The sequence below is a fragment of the Pseudomonas sp. GQ91 genome (assembly GCF_059758795.1).
The window spans coordinates 175318-199442 of sequence record NZ_JCAXED010000011.1; the positions used below are offsets into that span (position 1 = coordinate 175318).

General features: G+C 61.1%; 24 protein-coding genes. 9 read left to right on the forward strand and 15 right to left on the reverse strand.

Annotation, left to right across the window (positions count from 1 at the left end; translation table 11 throughout):
* Positions 1-2 precede the first annotated feature (2 nt).
* The 6 genes from AC6CIA_RS18075 (at position 3) to AC6CIA_RS18100 (ending at position 5911) form a co-directional block, all read left to right on the forward strand.
* A complete protein-coding gene (locus AC6CIA_RS18075) occupies positions 3-749 on the forward strand; it encodes an amino acid ABC transporter permease (protein WP_084381808.1) in 747 nt (248 codons plus the stop codon).
* Positions 749-1420 (forward strand): amino acid ABC transporter permease, encoded by a 672-nt coding sequence (locus tag AC6CIA_RS18080; protein WP_084381809.1) that lies wholly within the window; start codon positions 749-751, stop codon positions 1418-1420. Before AC6CIA_RS18075 ends, AC6CIA_RS18080 begins: the two co-directional genes overlap by 1 nt.
* Positions 1417-2151, forward strand: a complete 735-nt coding sequence (locus tag AC6CIA_RS18085) for an amino acid ABC transporter ATP-binding protein (RefSeq protein WP_084381810.1) — start codon at positions 1417-1419, stop codon at positions 2149-2151. The genes AC6CIA_RS18080 and AC6CIA_RS18085 overlap by 4 nt, the downstream gene beginning before the upstream one ends.
* A gap of 172 nt (positions 2152-2323) precedes the next feature.
* Positions 2324-4225: a two-component sensor histidine kinase AauS gene (gene aauS, locus AC6CIA_RS18090; protein ID WP_498313893.1), complete on the forward strand. Its 1902-nt coding sequence runs from the start codon at positions 2324-2326 to the stop codon at positions 4223-4225.
* Positions 4222-5562: a two-component response regulator AauR gene (gene aauR / locus AC6CIA_RS18095; protein WP_339532080.1), complete on the forward strand. Its 1341-nt coding sequence runs from the start codon at positions 4222-4224 to the stop codon at positions 5560-5562. Before aauS ends, aauR begins: the two co-directional genes overlap by 4 nt.
* A 10-nt stretch (positions 5563-5572) precedes the next feature.
* Positions 5573-5911, forward strand: a complete 339-nt coding sequence (locus tag AC6CIA_RS18100) for a GlpM family protein (RefSeq protein ID WP_498313895.1) — start codon at positions 5573-5575, stop codon at positions 5909-5911.
* A gap of 27 nt (positions 5912-5938) precedes the next feature.
* On the opposite strand, the gene AC6CIA_RS18105 is transcribed toward AC6CIA_RS18100, so the two are convergent.
* From AC6CIA_RS18105 to AC6CIA_RS18130, 6 genes are all read right to left on the reverse strand, one after another.
* Positions 5939-7336 carry a sigma-54-dependent transcriptional regulator gene (locus AC6CIA_RS18105; protein WP_498313897.1) on the reverse strand — a complete coding sequence of 466 codons (1398 nt, stop codon included), beginning with the start codon at positions 7334-7336 and terminating at the stop codon, positions 5939-5941.
* Entirely contained in the window at positions 7326-9092 is a 1767-nt protein-coding gene (locus AC6CIA_RS18110) for a sensor histidine kinase (RefSeq protein WP_498313899.1), read from the reverse strand. Before AC6CIA_RS18110 ends, AC6CIA_RS18105 begins: the two co-directional genes overlap by 11 nt.
* Positions 9092-10216: a GNAT family N-acetyltransferase gene (locus AC6CIA_RS18115; RefSeq protein WP_498313901.1), complete on the reverse strand. Its 1125-nt coding sequence runs from the start codon at positions 10214-10216 to the stop codon at positions 9092-9094. The genes AC6CIA_RS18110 and AC6CIA_RS18115 overlap by 1 nt, the downstream gene beginning before the upstream one ends.
* A 140-nt stretch (positions 10217-10356) precedes the next feature.
* On the reverse strand, positions 10357-11226 hold the full coding sequence (locus AC6CIA_RS18120; protein ID WP_498313903.1) for an alpha/beta hydrolase: 870 nt from the start codon (positions 11224-11226) through the stop codon (positions 10357-10359).
* Positions 11223-12617 carry an aspartate aminotransferase family protein gene (locus tag AC6CIA_RS18125; protein WP_498313905.1) on the reverse strand — a complete coding sequence of 465 codons (1395 nt, stop codon included), beginning with the start codon at positions 12615-12617 and terminating at the stop codon, positions 11223-11225. Before AC6CIA_RS18125 ends, AC6CIA_RS18120 begins: the two co-directional genes overlap by 4 nt.
* Positions 12610-13314: an MtnX-like HAD-IB family phosphatase gene (locus AC6CIA_RS18130; RefSeq protein WP_498313907.1), complete on the reverse strand. Its 705-nt coding sequence runs from the start codon at positions 13312-13314 to the stop codon at positions 12610-12612. Before AC6CIA_RS18130 ends, AC6CIA_RS18125 begins: the two co-directional genes overlap by 8 nt.
* Positions 13315-13541: 227 nt before the next feature.
* On the opposite strand from AC6CIA_RS18130, the gene AC6CIA_RS18135 reads away from it, so the two are divergent.
* Positions 13542-14306 carry a MipA/OmpV family protein gene (locus tag AC6CIA_RS18135; protein WP_498313909.1) on the forward strand — a complete coding sequence of 255 codons (765 nt, stop codon included), beginning with the start codon at positions 13542-13544 and terminating at the stop codon, positions 14304-14306.
* Positions 14307-14331: 25 nt separating this feature from the next.
* Here the strand turns inward: AC6CIA_RS18135 and AC6CIA_RS18140 are convergent, their stop codons facing one another.
* The 5 genes from AC6CIA_RS18140 to AC6CIA_RS18160 all read right to left on the reverse strand — a co-directional run bounded on the left by AC6CIA_RS18140 (position 14332) and on the right by AC6CIA_RS18160 (position 17877).
* On the reverse strand, positions 14332-14745 hold the full coding sequence (locus tag AC6CIA_RS18140; RefSeq protein WP_339532071.1) for an EamA family transporter: 414 nt from the start codon (positions 14743-14745) through the stop codon (positions 14332-14334).
* Positions 14742-15122 (reverse strand): DMT family transporter, encoded by a 381-nt coding sequence (locus tag AC6CIA_RS18145; RefSeq protein ID WP_339532070.1) that lies wholly within the window; start codon positions 15120-15122, stop codon positions 14742-14744. Before AC6CIA_RS18145 ends, AC6CIA_RS18140 begins: the two co-directional genes overlap by 4 nt.
* Positions 15119-16039, reverse strand: coding sequence for an arginase family protein (locus AC6CIA_RS18150; RefSeq protein ID WP_498313911.1), 921 nt, complete (start codon positions 16037-16039; stop codon positions 15119-15121). The genes AC6CIA_RS18145 and AC6CIA_RS18150 overlap by 4 nt, the downstream gene beginning before the upstream one ends.
* Positions 16040-16142: 103 nt before the next feature.
* Positions 16143-16796, reverse strand: a complete 654-nt coding sequence (locus AC6CIA_RS18155) for a DsbA family oxidoreductase (RefSeq protein ID WP_498313913.1) — start codon at positions 16794-16796, stop codon at positions 16143-16145.
* Between the two features lie 61 nt (positions 16797-16857).
* The gene (locus AC6CIA_RS18160) at positions 16858-17877 is read right to left on the reverse strand and encodes an alpha/beta fold hydrolase (RefSeq protein WP_339532067.1); all 1020 of its coding nucleotides are present in this window, start codon (positions 17875-17877) and stop codon (positions 16858-16860) included.
* A gap of 194 nt (positions 17878-18071) precedes the next feature.
* Between AC6CIA_RS18160 and metR the strand changes: the two genes are divergently transcribed.
* On the forward strand, positions 18072-18989 hold the full coding sequence (metR, locus tag AC6CIA_RS18165; RefSeq protein ID WP_339532066.1) for a transcriptional regulator MetR: 918 nt from the start codon (positions 18072-18074) through the stop codon (positions 18987-18989).
* Positions 18990-18993: 4 nt separating this feature from the next.
* Here the strand turns inward: metR and AC6CIA_RS18170 are convergent, their stop codons facing one another.
* The 4 genes from AC6CIA_RS18170 to nosR all read right to left on the reverse strand — a co-directional run bounded on the left by AC6CIA_RS18170 (position 18994) and on the right by nosR (position 21997).
* On the reverse strand, positions 18994-19512 hold the full coding sequence (locus tag AC6CIA_RS18170) for a GNAT family N-acetyltransferase (protein WP_498313915.1): 519 nt from the start codon (positions 19510-19512) through the stop codon (positions 18994-18996).
* Positions 19509-20144, reverse strand: coding sequence for a LysE family translocator (locus AC6CIA_RS18175; protein WP_498313917.1), 636 nt, complete (start codon positions 20142-20144; stop codon positions 19509-19511). The genes AC6CIA_RS18170 and AC6CIA_RS18175 overlap by 4 nt, the downstream gene beginning before the upstream one ends.
* A 24-nt stretch (positions 20145-20168) precedes the next feature.
* Positions 20169-20579: an NUDIX hydrolase gene (locus AC6CIA_RS18180; protein ID WP_498313919.1), complete on the reverse strand. Its 411-nt coding sequence runs from the start codon at positions 20577-20579 to the stop codon at positions 20169-20171.
* 71 nt (positions 20580-20650) lie between these two features.
* Entirely contained in the window at positions 20651-21997 is a 1347-nt protein-coding gene (nosR, locus tag AC6CIA_RS18185) for a response regulator c-di-GMP phosphodiesterase, NosR family (RefSeq protein WP_498313921.1), read from the reverse strand.
* 247 nt (positions 21998-22244) lie between these two features.
* On the opposite strand from nosR, the gene AC6CIA_RS18190 reads away from it, so the two are divergent.
* The gene (locus tag AC6CIA_RS18190) at positions 22245-24119 is read left to right on the forward strand and encodes a putative bifunctional diguanylate cyclase/phosphodiesterase (protein ID WP_498313923.1); all 1875 of its coding nucleotides are present in this window, start codon (positions 22245-22247) and stop codon (positions 24117-24119) included.
* The last annotated feature ends 6 nt before the right edge of the window (positions 24120-24125 follow it).

Here is a 24125-nt window from a genome sequence, read left to right on the forward strand (position 1 = left end):
TAATGAATTACAACTGGGACTGGGGCGTGTTCTTCAAGTCCACCGGCGTGGGCAGCGAGACCTATCTCGACTGGTTCATCTCCGGTTTGGGCTGGACCATCGCCATCGCCATCGTGGCGTGGATCATCGCCTTGCTGCTGGGTTCGATACTGGGCGTGATGCGCACCGTGCCGAACCGCATCGTATCGGGCATCGCCACCTGCTATGTGGAGTTGTTTCGCAACGTACCGCTGCTGGTTCAGCTGTTCATCTGGTACTTCCTGATACCCGACCTGCTGCCGCAAAACCTGCAGGACTGGTACAAACAAGACCTCGACCCGACCACCTCGGCCTACTTGAGCGTTGTCGTGTGCCTGGGCCTGTTCACTGCCGCGCGTGTGTGTGAACAAGTGCGTACCGGCATCCAGGCCTTGCCGCGTGGCCAGGAAGCTGCCGCGCGCGCCATGGGCTTCAAGCTGCCGCAGATCTACTGGAACGTGCTGCTGCCCCAGGCCTACCGGATCATCATTCCGCCCCTTACCTCGGAATTTCTCAACGTCTTCAAGAACTCCTCGGTGGCGTCGCTGATCGGCCTGATGGAACTGCTGGCACAAACCAAGCAGACCGCAGAGTTCTCGGCGAACCTGTTCGAGGCCTTCACCCTGGCGACGCTGATCTACTTCACCCTCAACATGAGCCTCATGCTGCTGATGCGCCTGGTCGAGAAGAAAGTCGCGGTGCCCGGCCTGATCTCCGTGGGGGGTAAATAATGGAACTCGATTTCAGCGGTATCATCCCGGCCATTCCAGGCTTGTGGAACGGCATGGTCATGACCTTGAAGCTGATGGTCATGGGCGTGATCGGCGGCATCATTCTCGGTACGATCCTGGCACTGATGCGCCTGTCCTCCAGCAAGCTGCTGTCCAGTGTGGCCGGCGCCTATGTGAACTACTTCCGCTCGATCCCGCTGCTGCTGGTGATCACCTGGTTCTACCTGGCGGTGCCGTTCGTATTGCGCTGGATCACCGGGGAAGACACGCCGATCGGTGCCTTCACCTCCTGCGTCGTGGCCTTCATGATGTTCGAAGCCGCGTACTTCTGCGAAATCGTCCGCGCCGGCGTGCAGTCGATTCCCAAGGGCCAGATGGCTGCGGCGCAAGCCATGGGCATGACCTACGGCCAGACCATGCGCCTGATCATCCTGCCCCAGGCATTTCGCAAGATGACCCCGCTGCTGCTGCAACAGAGCATCATTCTGTTCCAGGACACCTCGCTGGTGTACACCGTGGGTCTGGTGGACTTCCTCAACTCCGCCCGTGCCAACGGCGACATCATCGGACGCTCCCACGAGTTCCTGATCTTTGCCGGTGTCGTCTACTTCATCATCAGCTTCGCCGCCTCGGTGCTGGTCAAGCGTCTGCAAAAAAGGTTTGCCGTATGATCTCTATCAAGAATATCAACAAGTGGTATGGCGACTTCCAAGTGCTGACTGACTGCAGCACCGAAGTTAAAAAAGGCGAAGTGATCGTGGTGTGCGGGCCGTCCGGCTCCGGCAAGTCCACGCTGATCAAGTGTGTCAACGCGCTGGAACCGTTCCAGAAAGGTGACGTCGTGGTCGACGGCACCTCCATCGCCGATCCGAAGACCAACCTGCCGAAACTGCGCTCGCGCGTGGGCATGGTATTCCAGCACTTCGAGCTGTTCCCGCACCTGACCATCACCGAGAACCTGACCATCGCGCAGATCAAGGTGTTGGGGCGCAGCAAGGAAGAAGCCACCAAGAAAGGCCTGCAATTGCTCGACCGCGTAGGCCTGTCGGAACATGCCCACAAACATCCGGGGCAGCTTTCCGGCGGCCAACAGCAGCGTGTGGCGATTGCCCGTGCGCTGGCCATGGACCCGATCGTCATGCTGTTCGACGAACCGACCTCGGCCCTCGACCCGGAAATGGTCAACGAAGTACTGGACGTCATGGTGCAACTGGCCCACGAAGGCATGACCATGATGTGCGTGACCCACGAAATGGGCTTTGCGCGCAAAGTGGCGGACCGCGTGATCTTCATGGACAAAGGCCAGATCATCGAAGACTGCGAGAAAGAAGAGTTCTTCGGCGACGTCAGCGCCCGCTCCGAACGTGCTCAGCACTTCCTCGAGAAAATCCTGCAGCACTAAGCCCTACACAGCTTCCACTGTAAAAGCCGGACCAATGTGGGAGCGGGCTTGCTCGCGAAGGCGGTGAATCAGTCACCAGAGATATTGACTGACCCACCGCCTTCGCGAGCAAGCCCGCTCCCACATTAGACCCTGCAGGCAGGCAAGCTCTGGTTGACCCAAGGCATCTGTGATGAAATGCGACCCCACTCTCTATCGCGCCGCACCGCCATCACTTGCCGTGAAGCCTCGTCTGATTCGCCAATTGTTCCTGCCGCCACTGATCATTCTGCTGATGGTCGGCCTGGGCTTTATCGGCTTCTGGACCAGCGAGTACTACGGGATACGCACCCTGAGCGAAAACGGCGAGCGTCAGTTGGAACTGCATGCGCGTACCGTCGAGAGTGAGATCAGCAAATACACCTACCTGCCGAGTCTGCTGGAGCTGGAATCCAGCGTCTCCAAACTGCTCGCCGCGCCCAACGCGGAACACCGGCAGACGGTCAATGATTACCTCGAAGGCCTGAACCGGCGCAGCCGCAGTCGGGCTATTTACGTGATGGACACCACCGGCCGCGTCCTGGCCACCAGTAACTGGCGCGACGTCGACAGCTACCTGGGTGAAGACCTGTCTTTTCGCGCCTACTTCCAGAACGCCGTGCGCGGCCAGCCCGGGCGTTTCTATGGCATCGGCAGCACCAACGGCGAACCCGGTTATTACCTCGCCCATGGCCTGGAAGAGCACGGCAAGATCATCGGCGTCGCAGTGGTCAAGGTGCGCCTGGAGGCCTTGGAAGAACGCTGGCAACGGGCGCGCCTGGAAGCCTTCGTCAGCGACGAGAATGGCATCATCATTCTCTCCAGCGACCCCGCCCGCAGGCTCAAGGCGGTGCTGCCCCTGAACGACGAGACCAAGGAACGCCTGGCCCGCAGCCTGCAATATTACTGGGCAACCCTGAATGAGCTGGAACCCCTGGCTCGTGAACGGCTGAATGAGGGCACGGAAAAACTCACGTTCCCGGCCAACAGCGAGGTGGTGGCTGACGACAAGGAAGTCAGCTACCTGGCCCAGACGCGCCCGCTGAACGATACGCCGTGGAATTTCACCCTGCTCACCCCACTCAATGACCTGCGCCAGGCCGCCATCAATCAGGGCATCCTGGTAGCCGTGGCCTTTGCTCTGGTGGCGTTCCTGCTGATCGCCTGGAACGAGCGGCGCAAAGTCATCGCCACGCGCCTGGCCGCTCGGGAAGCCTTGCAGGAAGCCAACAACCAGTTGGAGCGACGGATTACCGAACGCACCACCGATCTGCGGGCCAGTAACGAACGGCTCAAGGCGCAGATCCGGGAACGCCGCCAGGCCGAAGAAACCCTGCGTCGGGCCCAGGACGAGTTGGTCCAGGCCGGCAAGCTGGCCGCCATTGGCCAAATGTCCACCAGCATCGCCCACGAATTGAACCAGCCGTTGGCCGCCCTGCGGACCTTGTCCGGCAACACCGTACGCTTCCTGGAACGTGGCGCCCTGGATACCGCGAGCGCCAACCTCAAGACCATCAATGAACTGATCGACCGCATGGGCCGTATCACCGCCAGCCTGCGCTCCTTCGCCCGGCGCGGCGATGATCAGGGCCAGGCCAGCCTGGACAAGGCGGTGGACGCAGCGTTCCAGATCCTGGCAGGACGCCTCGACAGCCTGCCACTGACCGTGCATCGCAGCTTCCCGCCTGCTCACCTGCAGATCGACCAGACCCGCCTGGAGCAGATCCTGGTCAACCTGATCGGCAATGCCCTGGATGCGATGCAGGAGCAACCGGCTCCCGAGCTGTGGCTGGAAGGCGACAGCGTCGATGGCAAATATCGCCTGCGGGTGCGTGACAATGGTCATGGGATCGATCCCGAGGCCCGCAAGCACTTGTTCGAACCCTTTTTCACCACCAAGCCCGGCGAGCAAGGGCTGGGCCTGGGGCTGACCCTTTCGGCCAGCCTCGCGGCAGCCACCGGCGGCAACCTCGCCGTCGAGCACCCGGCCGATGGTGGTACAGCCTTTGTCTTGAGCCTGCCGCTGACAGGCCCCTCACCCGGCGAGTCGACATGAACACCGAACCCAAAACCGACCTGACCGTCCTGATCGTAGAAGATGACCCGCATGTATTGCTCGGCTGTCAGCAGGCCCTGGCTCTGGAAGATATCCCCAGCGTTGGCGTGGGCAGCGCCGAAGAAGCCCTGAAGCAGGTCGGCGAGAATTTCGCCGGCATCGTCATCAGCGACATTCGCCTGCCCGGCATGGACGGCCTGGAGCTGCTGACCCACCTCAAGGCCCTGGATAAAAGCCTGCCCGTGGTACTGATCACCGGTCACGGTGACATTTCCATGGCGGTGGGCGCCATGCGCAACGGCGCTTATGACTTCATGGAAAAACCCTTTTCTCCCGAGCGCCTGGTGGACGTTGCCCGGCGTGCCCTGGAGCAACGCGCACTGGCCCGGGAAGTCTGGTCGCTACGCCGGCAACTGGCCGAACGCGACTCTCTGGAAGGCCGGATTATCGGGCGTTCCCCGGCCATGCAGAACCTGCGTGAACTGATCGCCAACGTTGCCGATACCTCGGCCAACGTGCTGATCGAAGGCGAAACCGGCACCGGCAAGGAACTGGTCGCGCGCTGCCTGCATGACTTCAGCCGCCGCCACACCCACCAGTTTGTCGCCTTGAACTGCGGCGGCCTACCGGAAAACCTCTTCGAAAGCGAAATTTTCGGCCACGAGGCCAACGCGTTCACTGGCGCCGGTAAACGGCGTATCGGCAAGATCGAGCATGCCCACGAAGGCACGCTGTTCCTCGATGAAGTGGAAAGCATGCCGATGAACCTGCAGATCAAACTGCTGCGGGTCTTGCAGGAGCGCACCCTGGAGCGCCTCGGTTCCAACCAGAGCGTGGCCGTGGATTGCCGGGTGATCGCCGCCACCAAATCCGACCTCGACGAATTGAGCCGCGCCAACCAGTTCCGCAGCGACTTGTACTACCGCTTGAACGTCGTGACCCTGGAACTGCCGCCCCTGCGCGAGCGTCGGGAAGATATCCTGCAACTCTTCGAACACTTCCTGCAGCAGTCATCCCTGCGCTTCGACCGCACCGCACCGGACCTGGACCACCAGACCCTGTCCAACCTGATGAGCCACGACTGGCCGGGCAACGTGCGCGAGCTGCGCAACGTCGCCGAACGCTTTGCCCTGGGACTGCCGGCCTTCAAGAAAAGCGGCGCCAGCAGCGGCAGCCACGGCCTGGCCTTTACCGAGGCGGTGGAAGCCTTCGAGCGCAACCTGCTCAGCGACGCCCTGCAACGCAGCGGCGGCAACCTGACCCAGGCCAGCCAGGAACTGGGCATGGCCAAGACCACCTTGTTCGACAAGGTCAAGAAATACGGCCTGAGCCACTAAGGAGCGCAGCGTGGATTTAGTCTTCAAGGCCGCTCTCGGCGCGGCGGTGGTGCTGCTTCTGGCGATGCTGGCCAAGACCAGAAACTATTACATCGCGGGCCTGGTGCCGCTGTTTCCGACGTTTGCGCTGATCGCCCATTACATCGTGGGCAAGGGCCGCTCGGTGGAGGATCTGAAGACCACCATCGTGTTCGGAATGTGGTCGATCATTCCCTACTTTGTGTACCTGGCGACGTTGTATGTGATGGTCGACCGGATGCGCCTGGAGGCGTCGCTGGCCGTGGCGGCGGTGGCATGGTTGATGGCGGCGACGCTGCTGGTGAGTGTTTGGGTGCGGGTACAGGCGTGAGACAGGGCGTGGCTTCAGGGTCGCCCCTCAACGCACAATCTTATCCACCTGAATTCCCAACTTCTTCAACCGATACCAGAAACTGCGCTCCGAAATCCCGATCCTTTGCGCCGCGGCCGCCTGCACGCCGTTGCTCTCCTGCAGCGCCGCCATGATGTAGGCTTTTTCCACCTCCGCCAGCGCCGCATCCAAGTCATGGGGCACACCCGGACCCTCGCCGAGAATCGCCGTCACATCGCGATCCGCAGGCGTTGAGGCAAACAGATACGCCGGTAAATCAATGTCCTCGATCACCGGGCTGGCCGCAACAATCGTCGCCCGTTCCACGCAATTCTGCAGCTCGCGAATATTCCCCGGCCAGGCATAAGCAGCCATGGCTTGCAGGGCTTCGGGGCTGAAGCCGGTGATGCGCTTGCCAGCATTTGCGCTCAAGGTCCGGGCGAAGTGCCGGGCCAGGGGCGCAATGTCTTCCACTCGCTCACGCAACGCCGGCAGCGGGATCGGGAATACGTTGAGCCGGTAATACAGGTCTTCGCGAAACTCTTTGTTGGCCACCGCCTCCAGCAGATTCTTGTTGGTGGCGGCGATGACCCGCACGTCCACCTTGCGCTCCCTGGGATCGCCCACCGGCTCGATCACGCGCTCCTGCAAGGCGCGCAGGATCTTGGCCTGCAATGCCAGGGGCATGTCGCCCACTTCATCGAGAAACAGCGTGCCCTTGTCGGCCTGCATGAAGCGCCCTACCCGGTCGGCCACGGCGCCGGTGAACGCGCCTTTGCGATGGCCGAACATTTCGCTTTCCAGCAAGCCTTCCGGGATCGCCGCGCAATTGACCGCGACGAAAGGCTTGTCGGCGCGATTGCCGTGTTTGTGGATGGCACGGGCGACCATTTCCTTGCCCGTCCCGCTTTCGCCGGTCAGCAGAATGGTCGCATTACTTTCGCGCACCGAATCGACTGCCTGCAGGACCCGCCGAAAAGCCGGGCTGTCGCCCACCAGGCTGTCGATCTGTGCCTGTTCATCCAACTCGGCGCGCAATCGCGCGTTGTCCCGCACGATGTCGCGAAACTGCAAGGCCTTGGCCACGGTGATGTCGAGTTCATCGATGTCGAACGGCTTGGCGATGTAGTCGTAAGCGCCATTGCGCATCGACTGCACGGCATTTTTCACCGTGCTGTAGGCCGTCATCACGATCACCGGCACCTGCGGGTAGCGCAGCTTGATTTCCGCCAGCAGTTGCGGACCGTCCATGCCGGGCATGCGCCAGTCGCTGATCACCAGGTCGATGTCTTCCTGCTCCAGCACCTTGAGTGCGTGCAAACCATTGCCGGCGGTGAATACCTGAATGCCGCTCTGGCTCAAGGCCGACGACAGCAGGTCACAGAGCTTCGGCTCGTCGTCCACCACTAATACGTTATGCGTCATGACTGTCCTCATCTTCACCATTCGCCGGAATGTACAGGCTGAAGGTAGCGCCGGCATCTTTCTCGCTCAGGCACTCGATACTGCCACCATGACTTTCCATGATCGAAAAGACTTTCGCCAACCCCAGCCCCGTCCCCGAGGCCTTGGTGGTGACGAATGGGGTGAAAATGCGCTCGAGCATATCCGCGCTGATGCCCTGGCCGGTGTCAGTGATGCTGATCACGGTATTGCCGTCCTGGCGACTGATGCCGACTGTCAGGCGCCCACCGTCGGGCATCGCGTCGATAGCATTGAGTATCAGGTTCAGGCAGGCCTGTTTGATCTGCTTGGCATCGGCATACAGGGTCGCGCCGGGCGCCAGGTCCTCGATCTGCGCATCGATGCTGTGGCTGGACAATTCAGGCGCGCAAAAACCCAGGATTTCCTCCACCAGCGGCCGCGCCGGCTGCACACTGCGCAGCGGCGTGCCGGGTTTGGCGAAGTCGAGAAAATCGGTGATCAGGTCGTTGATCCGGCTGACTTCGCTGATCACGTATTGCAGATGGCGCCTGTCAGTCTCGGGCAAGTCCGCGCGCCGGTGCAGCAATTGAGTGGCGGTCTTGATAATCCCCAGGGGATTGCGGATTTCGTGGGCCAGCCCCATCGCCACTTCGCCCAGTGCATGCAGACGGTCGCGACGGCGCAACTGGGCTTCCAGAAGATGCAGTTCGCCCAGGCGTTCGGTCATGTGGTTGAAGGTGCTGCTCAGTTGCGCCAGTTCGTCATCACCGCTGACCGCCACACGGTGCTGATAGTTACCGCTGATCAGCGCACTGACGCCTTGGGACAAATCCCGCAGGGGCCGGGTCAGGCGCCTGGATACCAGCACGCCAGCGCCCAGCGACAAGGCTGAACTGACAAGAAAGATCAGTACGAACAGGTTGCTCTGGTTCACCAGCCCCACCAGGCCGGTGTGACGCAACAGGCCGCTGAAAATCACCCCTTGCAGCTCGCCGATATCGTTAAAAATCGGCCAGTACAGGCCGCTGTAATTATCGGTGAACTGCTCGCTGGGCTGCTTGGTGTTGCGCAACAACACCTCGATGTTCTTCGGGATGCGCGTGGGGTGGTCCTCGAAGCGCTGGGTGGAGAATATCTCCGAGAAACCTTCGCTGTTGGCCAGGTACAGCCGCAGGTCGAGGGAATGGACTTCGGCCACACTGGTCAGGAAGCTGCTGTCCAGATAGGTGCCCACCAACAGTTCGTAATCAACCCCGTCCTGAGCGCTTTCAAAACTCGAGATCACCACGCCGGTGGCGACGCCGCCGACCTCGACGGTTTGCAGCACGGCATTGGGCGCCAGGCTGATCTGCCGCACCACGTCGTCACCGACCGTGCTGAACATCACTTTGCGGTCGCTGCTACGAATCAGCGTGACCACATCAATGTCGGTGGCATTGGCAATGTCCGCGATCAAACGGTCATGCCTGACCGCCTGCGGGTTTGCCGGCGGGCCCACATAACGCAGGATGATCTGCGCGACACGGGCGTTGTCGTGCAGGATATCGCTGACTTCGTCCTTGACGATGCGGGTCGACTCTTGCAACCAGATGCGCACGTTGCCGTCGAAAAGCTGCGACAGAGTGGTCGCCGCCAGCTCCGCGGCGATCATCGTCGGAATCACCGTCACCAGCCAGAACGCCAACACCAGCTTGCGCTGCAGGCTCCAACGCGAGATGGCAAACGGATGGGCTTTGGGGCGGGTCTTGGTGATCATCAGGTTTCGCTTATCGCAGCAGCCATGGCAGGGTCGGATCGGTCCGGACGAATAAACACTTTTACCACCTTGAGCACGAGGTTGAGCAAGCGGTTGCGATGCCGGAAAAACAGGGTATTGCCCTGAAACTCGCAGCCCAGTCGCAGCTTACTGGCATAACCGGCCTGACCGCACTCATACAACGCAATATTGTGCTCAATACAGTAGTCGACGTTGGTCACCCAACTGCGAAAGTACAGGTTGTGTTCGCGGCTATGGGCCGGGTCATGGGCAAAAAACTTGTCGATCAGCCGGTGTGGGTCTCGCAACATCAGGTTGAACGCCACCAGTTGCTCGTCCACCCAGTAAAGAACACACACCGCCCGCTCTTCAAGTTGCGCCAGAACCTCGGTGAAATAATCGGCCGGCAGCCGCTCGAATTGCAGATCGGCACGGGCCAGGCTTGCGTCGTACAGGCGCATGATGTCGGGCAATACGTCATCAATATTGCGCCGCCATTCGACACGCGGCCCAGGCGCTCGAAGCTTGCGACGCAGGTCCTTGCGGGTGGATTTTCCCAGAGAACCGAGGTAGGCATCGACCGAGCCGTAGGGTACCGGCAATACCCCGCTGGGCAAGCTTGGCATGCTGTGCAGCCCGGCAGCCTTGCAGCTGTCGGCCCAGTCTTGATCCCGCGTCGGTGCGTCCTTGACCGCCAGCAGGCCAATGCCGAAATCATCGGCGTCACGGCGCGCGGCGTCGAGCAACTGTGCCAACAAAGCTGCGCGCCGGGACGCCGGAACATGGCTGGCGATGCCGGCGTGGCACTGTTCCGCTACCGGCGAACCCAGGGCATACAGCCCCAATCGCAACGCGCCCGGCCACAGCCGTTGCAGACGTTGGGTAAAGCGCTTGCCGATCCCCGAAACAGTCGTGTCGAGGCGGTATTGAGTCATGAACGCTGGGGCCACGGCGAGCAGTTGGCCGTCTTCGAACACCGCCAGATAACGCCACTGGAAATCATCGATGGCGGCGTTTTCCACGGCCACGTAGTAATCCCAATTTTCCAGGACCGAGGGAAAACAGTCGTTCCAGGCACTGCGCTCGATGGCTTGGATCGTTGAAAAAGCTTGGGTAGTCGTCACGGCATTTCCTCAGGCTCGATATCACCCTCTGTAGGCGCTGGCGTGCCAGCGAAAAACGCAAGGACACCGCGTTCATCCAGGACGAACGCGTTATCGTTGGCGATTTTCGCGGGCAAGCACCGCTCCTGCAGGAGGCTGCATCAGGCCAGGCAGTACACAGGTTCATCGAGGTTTTTTGCACGACGTGTGTGGTGTTCGATGAAGTCGGCGCTCAGCTCGATCACCCGTCGGTATTGCAGGTCGACGGTGATCATGTGATAGCAGTTGTCCAGCAGCACCTTGGTCACCGGGCCGCCCAGGTGGCGCTCCACGTAATCCGCGTTCCAGCGGCTGGTAATGTCGTCTTCGAGGGCGTGCAGGACCAGCGCTGGGGTGTTGATCGACGGCATGCGCTTCTTGACCACCGCGTTCATCCAGTGCAACTCGCGTAGCGTGACGCCTTCCATGGTCAGCAGGCCGGCCTCGCTGCTCTCGCCCGCTTTCATCTGCCGCTCGACAATCGCCCGCAAGCGTTCGTTCTTGATGCCGTACGGCGGCTTCTCGGTGAAACGGAACAAACGCACACCAAACGGAATCCGGATCAGCAACGGCGTGATGAACGCCATTTTGTTGATACTCCAGCCGTCGTACTTCAAGGTGGTGGAATACAACAGCAATCCGCTCACCTGGCCCGGAAACTCGGAAGCCAGGTACATCGACATCACCGCCCCCATCGACAAGCCGCCAACGAACACCTGTGCGTGCCGCTGCTGCATGCCGACAAAGGTCTTGCGCACGCTCTCGTACCAGTCACGCCAACCGGTGGCCTGCAGGTCGCTGTTGTTCCCGCAATGCCCGGCCAGGGTCGGCACGTACACCGTGCAATTGCCGACCTTGGCCAGGCCCTGGGCTACCCGACGCAATTCCGTCGGGGTGCCAGTCAGGCCGTGGATCAAGAGGATCCCGAGCGGACCGTTGCCGAGAACGAAGCCCGCGTCACCTTCGCCAAGCTCGATATCGGCGCGACTCACCGCTTCATCGCCCGGATCAGCAACTGCTCGAGCAGCTTCAGGCCCAGCTCGATTTCCGGGTAGCTGATTTCCAGGGACGGCGCCAGGGTGATCACGTTCTTGTAGTAACCGCCCACATCGAGGATCAGGCCCAACTTCTGACCGTCCACCTGCATGTCGCCCTTCATGCCTTCCTCAACCATATAGTCCAAGGTCGCCTTGTCCGGCGTGAAGCCGTCCGGCCCGCAGATTTCGCAACGCAGCGCCAGGCCCAGGCCGTCGACGTCGCCGATGATCGGGAAGCGTTTCTGCAATTCCTGCAAACCTTCGAGGAAATATTTGCCCTTGGCCATGACGCGCGCGCCGTAGTCGACTTCGCTGGTCATCTTCAACATTTCCAGGCCCACCGCCGTGCCCAGCGGGTTGGAGGCAAAGGTCGAGTGAGTGGAGCCGGGCGGAAAGAGCTTCGGGTTGATCAATTCTTCCTTGGCCCAGAGGCCGCCCAATGGGTTGAGGCCATTGGTCAGGGCCTTGCCGAACACGATCACATCCGGCTGGACATCGAAGTGCTCGATGGACCACAGCTTGCCGGTGCGCCAGAAACCCATCTGGATTTCATCGACCACCATCAGGATCCCGTGCTGGTCGAGCACCTGCTTCAACTCACTGTAGAAGTTCATCGGCGGAATCACGTAGCCGCCGGTGCCCTGGATCGGTTCGACATAAAAGGCCGCGTATTCGCTCTGGCCGACTTTCGGGTCCCACACCCCGTTGTATTCGGTCTCGAACAGCCGGGCGAATTGCTGCACGCAATGGCTGCCGTACTCTTCCTTGGTCATGCCTTTGGGGCCACGGAAGTGGTACGGAAACGGAATGAAGTTGGCGCGTTCGCCGAAATGGCCATAGCGGCGACGGTAGCGGTAGCTGGACGTGATCGAGGAGGCACCAAGGGTACGTCCGTGGTAGCCGCCTTCAAACGCAAACATCAGACTCTTGCCGTTACAGGCGTTGCGCACCACTTTCAACGAGTCCTCGATGGATTGCGAACCACCGACGTTGAAGTGCACCCGGCCGTCGAGGCCGAATTTTTTCTTGGCGTCCACAGCGATCATTTCCGACAGCTCGATCTTGCCCTTGTGCAGGTATTGGCTGGCGATCTGCGGCAAGGTGTCGATCTGCTGTTTCAAGGCGTTGTTCAAGCGCGGGTTGGCGTAGCCGAAGTTGACCGCCGAGTACCACATTTGCAGGTCGAGGTAGGCCTGGTCTTCGGTGTCCCATACGTAGGAACCTTCGCAACGGCTGAAAATACGCGGCGGGTCGATGTAGTGGACAGTGTCGCCGTAGGAGCAGTACTTGGCTTCTTTATCGAGAAGCACTTGGTCTTCGGCGGTGGCGATGCGGATATCAGACATGATGAAAGCGTTCCTGAGTGTCGGAAGAGGGGTTGAAGTGAGTGGCATTGGCGGCTTCGCCTTGAGGCAGGCTGGCCAGCAGCACCGGCAGTTCTGCAAAGCTGTCGAAACGTGCGTAAGGGATCTGGTTGCGTTCGCAGTACTCGGCCAGGCGCCCCTTGGCGAAGACGAAATCAGCGGTGGCGGCCACGCACATGTCGGACTGGCCATCGCCGATCACCAGCACACGCTGGTGGCGTGAGGTGGATTTGCACTTGCAGTTGCCGGACGCGGCGCGGCAAGCATCGCTGGCATGCGGGAAATCGATACGCCAGCTGTTCTGGTCAACCTGACGCAGGCGGTTGGCGAGAATCGGCAGCAAGGTCACGTAGTTGCGCGACAGAATCCGCGCGATGCCTTGTTCGATACCATCGCTGACCACTTCGATCGAAGCACCCAGGCCGATGACGTGGTCGACGAAATCAGGGAAGTCCGGATCGATCTCGACACTGTCGAAACACGCCAGCAGCTCGGCCGGCGTCGCCTTGACCAAGGCCAGTTGGCGACTGAGGCATTCACGGGAACCGATCTGACCGTCCAGCCATTGCTGTTCGATGGTTTCCCACTCGGGGCCGGCGAAGCGTTGCAGGATGTTGTCGATGACATCGGTGGGCGTGATGGTCCCGTCGAAGTCACACACGATATGCCAGTCATTCATCTGCGTTTACCTTGGAGATGAGCGCGCCATTGCGCGATTACCAGAGGTAGAGCAGGGACTGTGCCAACCTGCTGGAACCCAGCGGGGCTGGGCTCTGGTGGCATGCCCAAGGAAAAACACAGCGACGACGCTACAATTTTTGTAGGTCGCTACAAACAACATGAGTGCTTGCATGAGGTCCCGCGCATGCGCGTTGATGCGTGCATGTTCAGAGAGAGAAAAGCACCATGTGCAGGATGACGACGAGCGTCTTCGCCGGATTACTTGGCTTGTGGGCCGGTGCGGCGCCGGCAGCGGGAATGAGCGCAGATATCGGCCTTGGCATCAGCTATCAGCCCCGCGAGCCCAGTGGCAGCCGCTATCAAACCGTACCCGTGCCCTACTTCGATCTGGACTGGGGCAATGTCAGCCTGGACACCGACGACGGCCTGACCTGGAGCGCGCTCGAGCACAATGGTCTGACCGCCGGCCCGTACCTCAATTACCTGCCGGGACGCACGGCCAACGGCTCGCTGCAAGGCTTGCCGGATGTGCCGGACAGGGCCGAGGCTGGCGCTTTTATCCAATACGCCCCGGCCGATTTCTGGCGGATCTACGCACAACTGGGTCGGGCCGTGGGCGGCCCTCGCGAGCAAAGTGGCGTGCTCGGCAAGGTCGGTGGCGAGCTGGGTTATCCACTGGGCGCCGGGGTGATTGGCAGCAGCGGCCTGGTGGCACGCTTTGCCGATGCACGCCAGACCCAGGCATTTTTCGGGGTGGATGAGCCTGCGGCAGCCGCCTCTGGAATTCGCCCCTACAAAGCCGGCGCAGGCTTCCAGAACGTGACGCTGACGCAGAGCTTGCACATTCCCCTGGCGCCAAACTGGTCATTGCTGACCAGTGCCAGTTGGGTGCATCTGGTGGGCTCGGCGGCGAACAGCAGCATCGTCAGACAGGCCGGCGAAGTGAACCAGGCACAGGTTCAGGCGGCAATCAGCTACAGCTTCGACTGAGCCTCGCCGCGACAGCGAAGCGGTTTCAGTTCTCTTCGCCCTCGGCCAACAGCGCAATGCCGCCAATGATCACCCCCACCCCGACCCAATGCAGAACGCTGATGTGTTCGCCCAGGCCGAGCCAGGACCCCAGCAACACCACCACAAACACCAGCGAACTCAGCGGAAATGCCAGGGACAGGCTGCTGCGCCGCAGGATCAGCATCCACACGAAGAACGCGCCGATGTAACAGGCAATGGCCGCCAGCACTCCCGGGTTAACCGCCACGGCCGTCAACCATTGCCAGTTGAAATCCATCTGCCCCAGCTGATCGCCAGCCACCTTGGTAAAGAGCTGGCCGGCGCTTTCGGTGCAGATCAACAGCGCCCACAACACGAGGGTTCCCAGGCGCCCATGCAACCAGCCCACAGGGCGGACGGCGGTATTTTCCGAATTCATGCCTGAGTCCCCGCAACAGCCACCAACATCACGCCCGCCGTGATCACCAGCGTGCCCAGCCAGCGACGCCGGCTGACGGTTTCTCCAAGCACCAGCTTGCCGGCCAGCACCACCCCGCAATACGCCAGCGCGGCGGCTGGAAACAACAGGCTCAACGGCGCGCGGGACAAGGCTTCGAGCCAGACAAAAAATTCGACGACGTAGGCGCCGATGCCCGCCCAGAGCAAGGGCGCGTTGAACACCTGGCCCCAGAACGCATTCAGGCGAAACCCGCCTTCCAACTCCGGCAAACGGTCCAGGCCCAGTTTGAAACACAGCTGGCCAAGCACATCGAGCACGATGGAGACGGCCACCAGCAACACCACAGTCAAGGTCACGGAAACAGCTCCTCGAACAGGTGGATCAAGGCTTCATTGGTCGTCGCGTTGCGCAGCAAATCCTCGGCGTTCCAGCGCTCGGCCGGTGGTTGGTCGGACTTGGCTTCCCAACGCTTGAAGACATTGCTGAACGCCGGCTGGGCGAACTCGCCGCAGACGTCGATGCCGATGATTCGTTTGCTCGCGGCCAAGGCGCGCAAGGCTTGCAACAGGTGACTCAGGCGCATGCCGCCCTGATCCCAGTTGGTGGCGGCGTCTTCACTGGCCAGCACGTCTTTGTCGAGGGTGATCCAGATCGCCTCGGTCGGCAGGCTGGCGATCATCTGCGCAAGAAACTCGGCCCACTCCATCTCCGCCAGGTTGCGCCAGTGCAAGTGGTTTTCCTGCTGTTCATGCCCCGCGCCGCTGCCGATCCGCCCCCAGACTTTCGACGGTGCATGCTGCCAGGGAAACAGCTGCAATTGCCCGCGCTTGAGGGCGCCGAGATTACCGCCGCGCAGTTGCGGGTTATGCAGATCGTCACTGCACGGACCGAGGGTGACGATGCGTTTTATCGCCGGCATCTTCAACGCCTGATTGACCCAGGAACCACAGTGCCGACGCGGCGCCAGGCGCACCCAGTCGGGGTGGTTGTCAAAGTGGATCAGGCTGACGGGCTCTTGCAGGTCGGCGAGGAAGGCCGGGGTCAGGTGATGGTAATCGCCAGAACCGACAAAGAAGATTTCCGGCCGTGCAGGGGTTGGCCGTGGCCGTTGGGCCAGGCGTTGGGTGAAGCGCTTCCAGGTTTTTTCGGTGGACCACAGGCGCAGTTTCGGGCCCAGGTCGAGCAGGTCCATGCGGGTTGCATGTCCACTGGCCAGGCGCCGGGCAATCGGTGCCTGGGCCGTGAGGCTGTGGTCGAGATCGAGAATGTTCAAGGCAGTGTTTCCCCCCTGATGGTTGCGCCCATCCGCATACCGGACGGGCTTTAGGGGGACAATGCAAGGGGCGGGCCAGGGAGTTCTGGTGGCGTGTCCGGCTTTAGTTTTTGGCTTCGTTGATGATCTGGCGAATCGCACCCACAAAGGCTTCGGCCGGCTGGCCGCCGCTGACCGCATACTGATCGTTAAATACGATAGTCGGCACCGAACTCACCCCACGCGAGACCCACAACTGCTCTTGCTCGCGCACCTCGGCGGCATATTCATCAGAAGCCAGGATCTCGGCCGCGCGCTTGAGGTCCAGGCCGACACTTTCAGCGATGAGCGCCAGAGTCGCGTGATCGGACGGGTCTTGGCCGTCGCTGAAATACGCCTTGAACAACGCCTCCTTGAGGTTGTATTGCAACCCCTCGAGACCGGCCCAGTGCAACAGCCGATGAGCATCGAAGGTGTTGTAGATACGGCTCTGCCCGTCGGTGCGAAAAGCAAAGCCCAGCTCGGCGCCCATGTCGCGGATGCGCGCGCGGGTGGCTTGGGATTCCTGCGCGCTGGCACCGTATTTTTCACTGATGTGTTCGGTGATGTTCTGCCCTTCGGAAGGCATGTCCGGGTTCAGCTCGAAAGGCTGGAAGTGGATCTCGGCCTGCACCTCGGCACCCAACTGGTCCAGGGCTTCGGTCAGGCCGCGCAGGCCGATGATGCACCAGGGGCAGGACACATCACTGACGAAATCGATTTTCAGGGGAGTACTCATTTAGCCAACCTCGCAGGCATCACACGCCGGAAAGTTCGCACCATACACCCCTGCCCGGCCTTCACAAAAGCTTCGAGGGCAGCACTGGATCAATCCGCGCCCAATGCGCCACATCTTCCCGGTGGGATTTCAGGTAGGGCAACACTGCTGCCAGCAACGGCGCCTTGAACGCCTCCTGAAAACGATGCGCCAGACCGGGAATCAGGCGCAACTGGCTGCCCTGGATATGCGCCGCCAGGTGCACGCCGTGCATCACCGGCAGCAACGGATCGGCCGTGCCGTGGACGACCAGGGTCGGTACGCGCAATTGATTGAGCAGCGGCACCCGGCTCGGTTCAGCGAGGATTGCCATGATCTGGCGCTTCACGCCTTCGGGGTTGAAGGCGCGGTCGTAGGACAACGCCGCCTGCTGCAGCAACGCCTGGCGATCATCCTTGATCTGCGGACTGCCTAGCGCAGCCAGCAGGTCGGCCTGCTGCTCCAGCGCGACTTCACGGTTGGGCGCGCTGCGCCGCGACAACAATTGCACCAGCGCGGCATTCGGCGCCGGCAGGCCTTCGGCCCCCGAACTGGTCATGATCAGGGTCAGGCTTTCCACGCGCTGCGGCGCCATGGCCGCCATGTGCTGGGCGATCATCCCGCCCATGCTCGCGCCCAATACGTGAAATTGCCGGACCTGCAAAGCGTCCATCAGGCCGAGGCCATCGTCGGCCATATCGGTCAAGGTATAAGGCGCCGCCACCGGCAGGCCGAGCTTGTAGCGCAACACCTCGAACGTCAGGTTGGCGCTGGCGGGCGCCTGGCGCCACGTGGACAGGCCGACATCGCGATTGTCGTAGCGAATCACCCGAAACCCCTGTTCGCACAGGGCGACCACCACTTCGTCCGGCCAGTGGATCAATTGTCCACCCAGGCCCATCACCAGCAGCAACGCCGGATCGGAGGCACGCCCAATACTCTGGTACGCCAGGCTCACCTGGTCCAGGTCGACCCGCTCGGTCGGGACATTGACATCACATCGAGAAGCCGCAAAAGACGGCAGGCCGAACAATAAAGCGGCCAGTAAAAGCAACACGCGCATGAAAACACCGAAACGCAGAACCCCAGTAGAGCGCGAGTCTGATGAAGTTTGTTCAAGCGCGCTGCCACAGTTGCATGACAGTTTAATGAATGGCGCCCAGCGGTCATTTGCAGCCGGACATGTCGACAGCCGGAACAACATGAGACAAACTCACCCTATTCTTGTTTTCAACAAATTATCTTCATGGAGTCGCCGTGCTCGAAATCCGTCATCTCAAGACCTTGCACGCCCTGCGCGAAGCCGACAGCCTGGTGGAAGCCGCCGAGCGCCTGCACCTGACCCAGTCCGCGCTGTCCCATCAGTTCAAGGAACTGGAAGAACGCATGGGCATGCCGCTGTTCGTGCGCAAGACCAAACCGGTGCGCTTCACCAGCGCCGGCCTGCGTCTATTGCAACTGGCGGACGCGACGCTGCCCTTGTTGCGCGGCGCCGAACGCGACATCGCGCGCCTGGCCGGCGGCACCGCCGGGCGCTTGCACATGGCAATCGAATGCCACAGTTGTTTCCAATGGCTGATGCCGACCATCGACCAGTTCCGCGATGCGTGGCCGGAGGTTGAACTGGACCTGGCCTCGGGGTTTGCCTTCGCCCCGCTGCCGGCCCTGGCCCGTGGCGACCTGGACCTGGTGGTAACCTCCGATCCGCTGGAGCTGGCGGGCATCACTTATGTGCCGCTGTTCACCTACGAAGCCATGCTCGCCGTGGCCAACCAGCATGCGCTGGCGGGCAAGCCCTACATCGTGCCCGCGGACCTGCTCAACGAAACCCTGATCACCTACCCGGTAGAGCGCGATCGCCTGGACATTTTCACGCGTTTCCTGGAACCGGCTGACGTTGAACCGGCCCAGGTCCGCACCTCTGAACTGACGGTGATGATGATGCAACTGGTGGCCAGCGGCCGCGGCGTGTGCGGCATGCCCCATTGGGCGCTGCACGAGTACAGTTCACGGGGTTATGTGAAAGCCAAGCGGCTGGGGGAGAAAGGTCTGTTCGCCACGCTGTATGCCGGGATCCGCGCGGACATGCTGGATGCGCCCTATATGCGCGATTTCCTGCTGACCGCCAAGGACACTTCGTTCTCGACCCTGGATGGGGTCAGCGCGGTACGTTAGGCGTTCACTGACAGGCCGGACTTCCCTTGAGTTCGCGCCACATGTGGATTTTATCGAAATACTCCAGGCCCACACGTACCGCCAGCGGTTCCAGGCCGTACTGCACAAACCCGCACCGCCGGTAAAGCGCAAGCGCTGCATCATTACCGGCGGTGACCGTGAGTTGGATCAGCTTCACGCCGGGTTGCCTGCGCGCCTCATCCAGCGCCGCGTGTACCAGCTGGCGCCCCAAACCACGCTGCTGACATGCCTCGGCGACATACATGCCGAACAACGTCACCTTGTGCCGGGCCTTTTCCCGAGGTTCGTACGCCAGGCCGACAATACCTGTCAGTTGCTCCCCGGAAAACCCGCCGAGCACCCGATCCAGCGGGCTGTCCAGGCGTTTCTCCCACCAGCTCAAGGGCAGCGCGGCCCGCTCCGCGACGCTCGTGGTGAAGGCCTGGGGATAAGTGTCATAGGCTTGCAGCATCAACGCTCGATAGGCCGCCGCGTCGCTGCTGGCCAACGCCCGGATCATCATGCGCGGCGTTGCTCGAGCATCAGGCGTACCGCCAGGGCCGCGAGCACAAAACCCATGAAATAGCGCTGTACCGACAGCCACGCGGGGTTGTTGATAAACCACCCGGCGATGCTCGCGGCGAACAGTGAGATCAACAGATTGACCATGAAACTGACACTGATCTGGGTAAAGCCAAGCATCAGGCTCTGGGTGAACACCAAACCGTGTTCCGGGGTGATGAACTGCGGAAAGACCGAAAGATAGAACACCGCAATTTTCGGGTTCAAGGCGCTGGTGAGAAAGCCCATCGTCACCAGCTTGCGCGTCGAATCGGCGGGCAGTCGCTGGGCCTCGAACGGCGAGCGGGCGCCAGGTCTCACCGCCTGCCAGGCGAGCCACAGCAAGTACAGCGCCCCCGCCCATTTCAGCGCCTCGTACGCCATGGGCACGGCGAGGAATACCGCCGTCAAACCGGCCGCCGCCGCAAACAGGTGGACAAAGAAACCCGCGACCACCCCCAGCAATGAGGTGATGCCAGCCCTGCGCCCCTGACAAATCGAACGTGAGATCAGGTAGATCATGTTCGGGCCTGGCGTCAGCACCAGCAACAATGAGGCGGCGGCGAAGATCAACAATTCATGCAGGGGGATCATGCTCAGTCCTTTGAGCCCGACGGGTCAGGCGGTGGCCAGCGATGAGCGATAAAACGGCAGGATCAGGTCACGTGTCAAGGGTGCCAACTGCAGGCCGCCGTCGCCGGCGGGATCGATCCAGCGCACCTCTTCAATCTCGGCAGCGGGCGTCACGGCCACGTCGATGTGGACCAGAAACAACTCGGCGTGCACGCTAAACCCCGGTTCATTGGCTGCCGGCGCCGAGAAGTGCCCAAGGTAGCGAGCGTGCGCCGGATCAATCCGCAGGCCAAGCTCTTCATGCAGTTCACGGGCCAGCGCCTGCACCGGTTGCTCACCGGCATCGATCTTGCCGCCCGGTTGCATGAACGCCTGGGTGCCGCGCTTGCGCACCAGCAAGGTTCGGCCGTCGCCGCCGATCAGCAACGCCGCGGCAATCCGAATAGTCGTGGACATGAAATAAGCGCCTTGGATTAAAAGGCCTCAGGATCCCACGCAGGTAAAACGGAGGCAACCGAATCACGCGGTCAGGACGGCAGCATTACCTCGTCAGGTTCTTTGACGAATACGCTGTATTTGGCGCCCTCCATGGACTCGAACGCGATCAACTTGTCCACCAGCGGCAGGGTCAAGACCTTGCCGGCGTTGAGCAGCAACATGCCGTTGTCGGCGTTGAGGTTGCGCGCCAGGACCATGCCGTCGGCCAGCTCGCGGGTGGTGAGGACCTTGACGCTCGGATCGCCCAGGGTCACGTCGCTGAGGAACGCCGCGCAAGCCTGGACGAAGTCCTCCACCATGTCCGGATCGTAAAGACGGCCGGCGTACTTGCGGATGTACAGCAGCGCTTCATCGCTGTTCATGTGCCGCTCAAGGACCAAGCCGCGCTGCAGCTCGATAAAGTCCACCGCCAGCTTCAACAAACGTGAGCCAAAGGGGATTGCCTCGCCCTTGAGGTGGTCGGGGTAACCGCTGCCATCCCAGCGTTCCTGATGATGACGGATGATCCGGGCGGCATCCTTCATCGGCTCCAGGGTCATCAACAGCGATTCGCTTTGCGTGGGGTAGGCCCGATACAACTCACGCTCGGTACTGTGCAACAGATCCGAGGGAGCCATCATCATTGCGTCGGTCCAACTCAGCTTGCCGACGTTATACAAGGCAGCGGCCATGCTCAGGTCACGCACACTGGTTTCGTCAATCGCCTGATCCCGGCAGTAGACACGGATCAGCTCGATCAACGCTCGGTTGGTCTGCTTTTCCTTGGGCAGGCGCAGGTTGGCCAGCAGCGAAAACACCTCGGTGCTGGTCACGTAGCTGCGCTTGAGTTCATCGTAGGCCAGGTCGAGCATGTCGGCGGTCTGTTGCAGCTCACCGGTTCGCGATTCCACGCGCTTTTCCAGTGTGGCATTGAGTGCCTTTAATTGATCATTCTGCTCACGGGTCAATTGCTCCAGGCGCAAGCGTTCGCGCTCGGAATATTGGTGCTCCAGGGACTGACGCACCGTCAGGAGCATCTCTTCGTCGTTCCAGGGCTTGCTGATGTAACGGTGGATCTGCCCTTCGTTGATCGCCTTGATGATCAGCGTCAGGTCGGCGTAGCCGGTCAACAGAATGCGCGAGGTGCCTGGATACAGCCGATGGGCCTCGGCCAGCAGGGTGGCGCCATCCATGACGGGCATGCGCGCATCGCTGATGATCAGGTCGATGGGCTGGGCAGCCATGATATCCAGGGCCTGGGCGCCGCTGCCGGCCAGTACCACGTCATAGGGTTGAGCACGCAGCAGCCGACGCAGGCTGTTAAGGATCGACTCTTCATCGTCGACCAGCAAGACCGTAGGTCTGTAGGGGGAAGTCGTAGCGAGTTGCTCATCCATGGCGACACCTGCTGAAAGCCAAAAAACCCTTGCCCGCCGGGGCCGATCAGACACTGTAGGGGCCTCGACGGTTGGCGCGACATAACCAAGGGGGAACTGACACTGATTTGACGTCAAGTGGCCGACTATTTCAAGGGAGACGGCTATGCTTAAGCGTAGTCGGCGACTGCCCCACCACTCAAGCCAAACAACCGAGGAAAGGAAGCCCTATGTGCTCATCCATGCCGCCGCCTCTGAGGCACCTATCATGACGCCTCAGTCAGGGCAGGCCAACCGCCGGATCCTGATCGTCGACGATACAGCGTCCATCCATGCAGACTTTCGCAAAATTCTCTGCGCGGAAGCGATGGCCGATCAGACGCTGGAAGGCATCGAGCAAGCCCTGTTCGGCACGACGCCTGTCGCGCGTCAAACCTATACCCTGGACTCGGCCTATCAGGGCCAGGAAGCCCTGGAACTGGTGAGCCAGGCCCAGGCCGATAACGCACCGTACGCGCTGGCGTTCATCGACATGCGCATGCCGCCGGGATGGGATGGCCTGGAGACCATCGAACACCTGTGGGAGGTTGACCCCGACCTGCAGATCGCGCTGTGCACGGCGTACTCCGATTACTCCTTCGAGGCGATTGAAGCGCGCCTGAAGTACAACGATCAGTTGCTGATCCTGAAAAAACCCTTCGATCACCTGGAAATCCGGCAGATGGCCAGCGCGCTGACCTGGAAGTGGCAGTTGGCGCAGGATGCGGCCCTCAAGGTGATCAACCTTGAACGCACGGTAGAGGAACGGGTCCAGGAGTTGCTGAAGGTTTCGCACCTGCTGCAATACGACGCCCTCACCCAGTTGCCCAACAGCACGCTGCTCGGTGACCGGCTGACACAAGCCATCGCCCTCGGCAGACGCCACGACACCCAATTGGCGGTAATGTTTATCGGCCTGGATCGCTTCAAGCGCATCAATAACGCGCTGGGGCATCCGGTGGGCGATCAAGTGCTGCAACAGGTCAGCCAGGATCTGGTGGCGGCGGTACGCGAATCCGACTCGTTGTTTCGTTATGGCGCCGATGAGTTCGTGATCATCCTCAATGACATTCACCACCCCCAGCAAACCCAGAGCATTGCCGACAAGGTCCTCAAGACTGTCGGTCGGATCCGGCCTGTCGCCGGCCATGATCTGCGCGTCACCGCCAGCCTTGGCATCAGCATTTATCCCGACGACAGTTTCGACGCGGTGGACCTCATCAAAAAGGCCGAAACCGCCATGCGCAGCGTCAAGGAGCGCGGGCCCGACAATTTCGCTTTCTTCACCGAAGACATGAACCTGATCGCACGCCAGCAACAAAGCCTGGAGGCCGCGATACGCCTGGCCCTGGAGCGCGACGAGTTTGTCCTGCATTACCAACCGAAACTGGACTTGAAAACCGGGCGAATCGTGGGCGCGGAAGCGTTGATTCGCTGGTATCGGCCAGGTCTTGGCTGGGTCTATCCGTCCACCTTCATCCCGGTGGCCGAAGACAGTGGCCTGATCGTGCCCTTGAGCCAATGGGTGTTGCGCCAGGTCTGTGAACAAGCCAGACAGTGGAAATCCCAGGAATTGCAGCCGCCGTGTATTTCGGTGAACATCTCGGCGATCGATTTCCGCCAACGGGATTTTGTCGCCAATCTCACCGCCATCCTCGAACAAACCGGCCTGGACCCGACCTTGCTGGAACTGGAAATCACCGAAAGCATCTTGATGCAAAACGTCGAGAACACGCTTACCACCCTGCAGGCAATCAAGCATCTGGGCGTGCGATTGGCCATCGATGACTTCGGTACCGGCTATTCCAGTCTCAGCTATTTGAGACGCTTTCCGATCGATGTGTTGAAAATCGATCAATCGTTTATTCACGGCATGAGCGAGAACAGCCAGGACATGCAACTGATCAGCGCCATCATCAGCCTGGGCAAGAGCCTGCACCTGAATATCATCGCCGAGGGCGTGGAGACCGTTGAGCAACTGCAGTTCCTGCAAGCCAACCTCTGCGAGGAAGGCCAGGGCTACCTGTTCAGCAAAGCGGTGGCGCCCGAGGAGTTCGCCTTGTTGCTGCGAAGCGGGCAACCTAATCTGATGCCGGGTCAATAACCGTCT

Excerpts from the sequence above, each read along its gene's own strand:
- AC6CIA_RS18190 (WP_498313923.1), top strand. The coding sequence starts at position 22,245 with ATGACGCCTCAGTCAGGGCAGGCCAACCGCCGGATCCTGATCGTCGAC.
- AC6CIA_RS18180 (WP_498313919.1), bottom strand. The coding sequence starts at position 20,579 with ATGTCCACGACTATTCGGATTGCCGCGGCGTTGCTGATCGGCGGCGAC.
- AC6CIA_RS18170 (WP_498313915.1), bottom strand. The coding sequence starts at position 19,512 with ATGATGATCCGGGCGTTGGCCAGCAGCGACGCGGCGGCCTATCGAGCG.
- AC6CIA_RS18135 (WP_498313909.1), top strand. The coding sequence starts at position 13,542 with ATGTGCAGGATGACGACGAGCGTCTTCGCCGGATTACTTGGCTTGTGG.
- AC6CIA_RS18085 (WP_084381810.1), top strand. The coding sequence starts at position 1,417 with ATGATCTCTATCAAGAATATCAACAAGTGGTATGGCGACTTCCAAGTG.
- aauS (WP_498313893.1), top strand. The coding sequence starts at position 2,324 with ATGAAATGCGACCCCACTCTCTATCGCGCCGCACCGCCATCACTTGCC.
- nosR (WP_498313921.1), bottom strand. The coding sequence starts at position 21,997 with ATGGATGAGCAACTCGCTACGACTTCCCCCTACAGACCTACGGTCTTG.
- AC6CIA_RS18155 (WP_498313913.1), bottom strand. The coding sequence starts at position 16,796 with ATGAGTACTCCCCTGAAAATCGATTTCGTCAGTGATGTGTCCTGCCCC.
- AC6CIA_RS18125 (WP_498313905.1), bottom strand. The coding sequence starts at position 12,617 with ATGTCTGATATCCGCATCGCCACCGCCGAAGACCAAGTGCTTCTCGAT.
- AC6CIA_RS18140 (WP_339532071.1), bottom strand. The coding sequence starts at position 14,745 with ATGAATTCGGAAAATACCGCCGTCCGCCCTGTGGGCTGGTTGCATGGG.
- AC6CIA_RS18110 (WP_498313899.1), bottom strand. The coding sequence starts at position 9,092 with ATGATCACCAAGACCCGCCCCAAAGCCCATCCGTTTGCCATCTCGCGT.
- AC6CIA_RS18105 (WP_498313897.1), bottom strand. The coding sequence starts at position 7,336 with ATGACGCATAACGTATTAGTGGTGGACGACGAGCCGAAGCTCTGTGAC.
- AC6CIA_RS18075 (WP_084381808.1), top strand. The coding sequence starts at position 3 with ATGAATTACAACTGGGACTGGGGCGTGTTCTTCAAGTCCACCGGCGTG.
- AC6CIA_RS18130 (WP_498313907.1), bottom strand. The coding sequence starts at position 13,314 with ATGAATGACTGGCATATCGTGTGTGACTTCGACGGGACCATCACGCCC.
- AC6CIA_RS18080 (WP_084381809.1), top strand. The coding sequence starts at position 749 with ATGGAACTCGATTTCAGCGGTATCATCCCGGCCATTCCAGGCTTGTGG.
- aauR (WP_339532080.1), top strand. The coding sequence starts at position 4,222 with ATGAACACCGAACCCAAAACCGACCTGACCGTCCTGATCGTAGAAGAT.
- AC6CIA_RS18175 (WP_498313917.1), bottom strand. The coding sequence starts at position 20,144 with ATGATCCCCCTGCATGAATTGTTGATCTTCGCCGCCGCCTCATTGTTG.
- AC6CIA_RS18160 (WP_339532067.1), bottom strand. The coding sequence starts at position 17,877 with ATGCGCGTGTTGCTTTTACTGGCCGCTTTATTGTTCGGCCTGCCGTCT.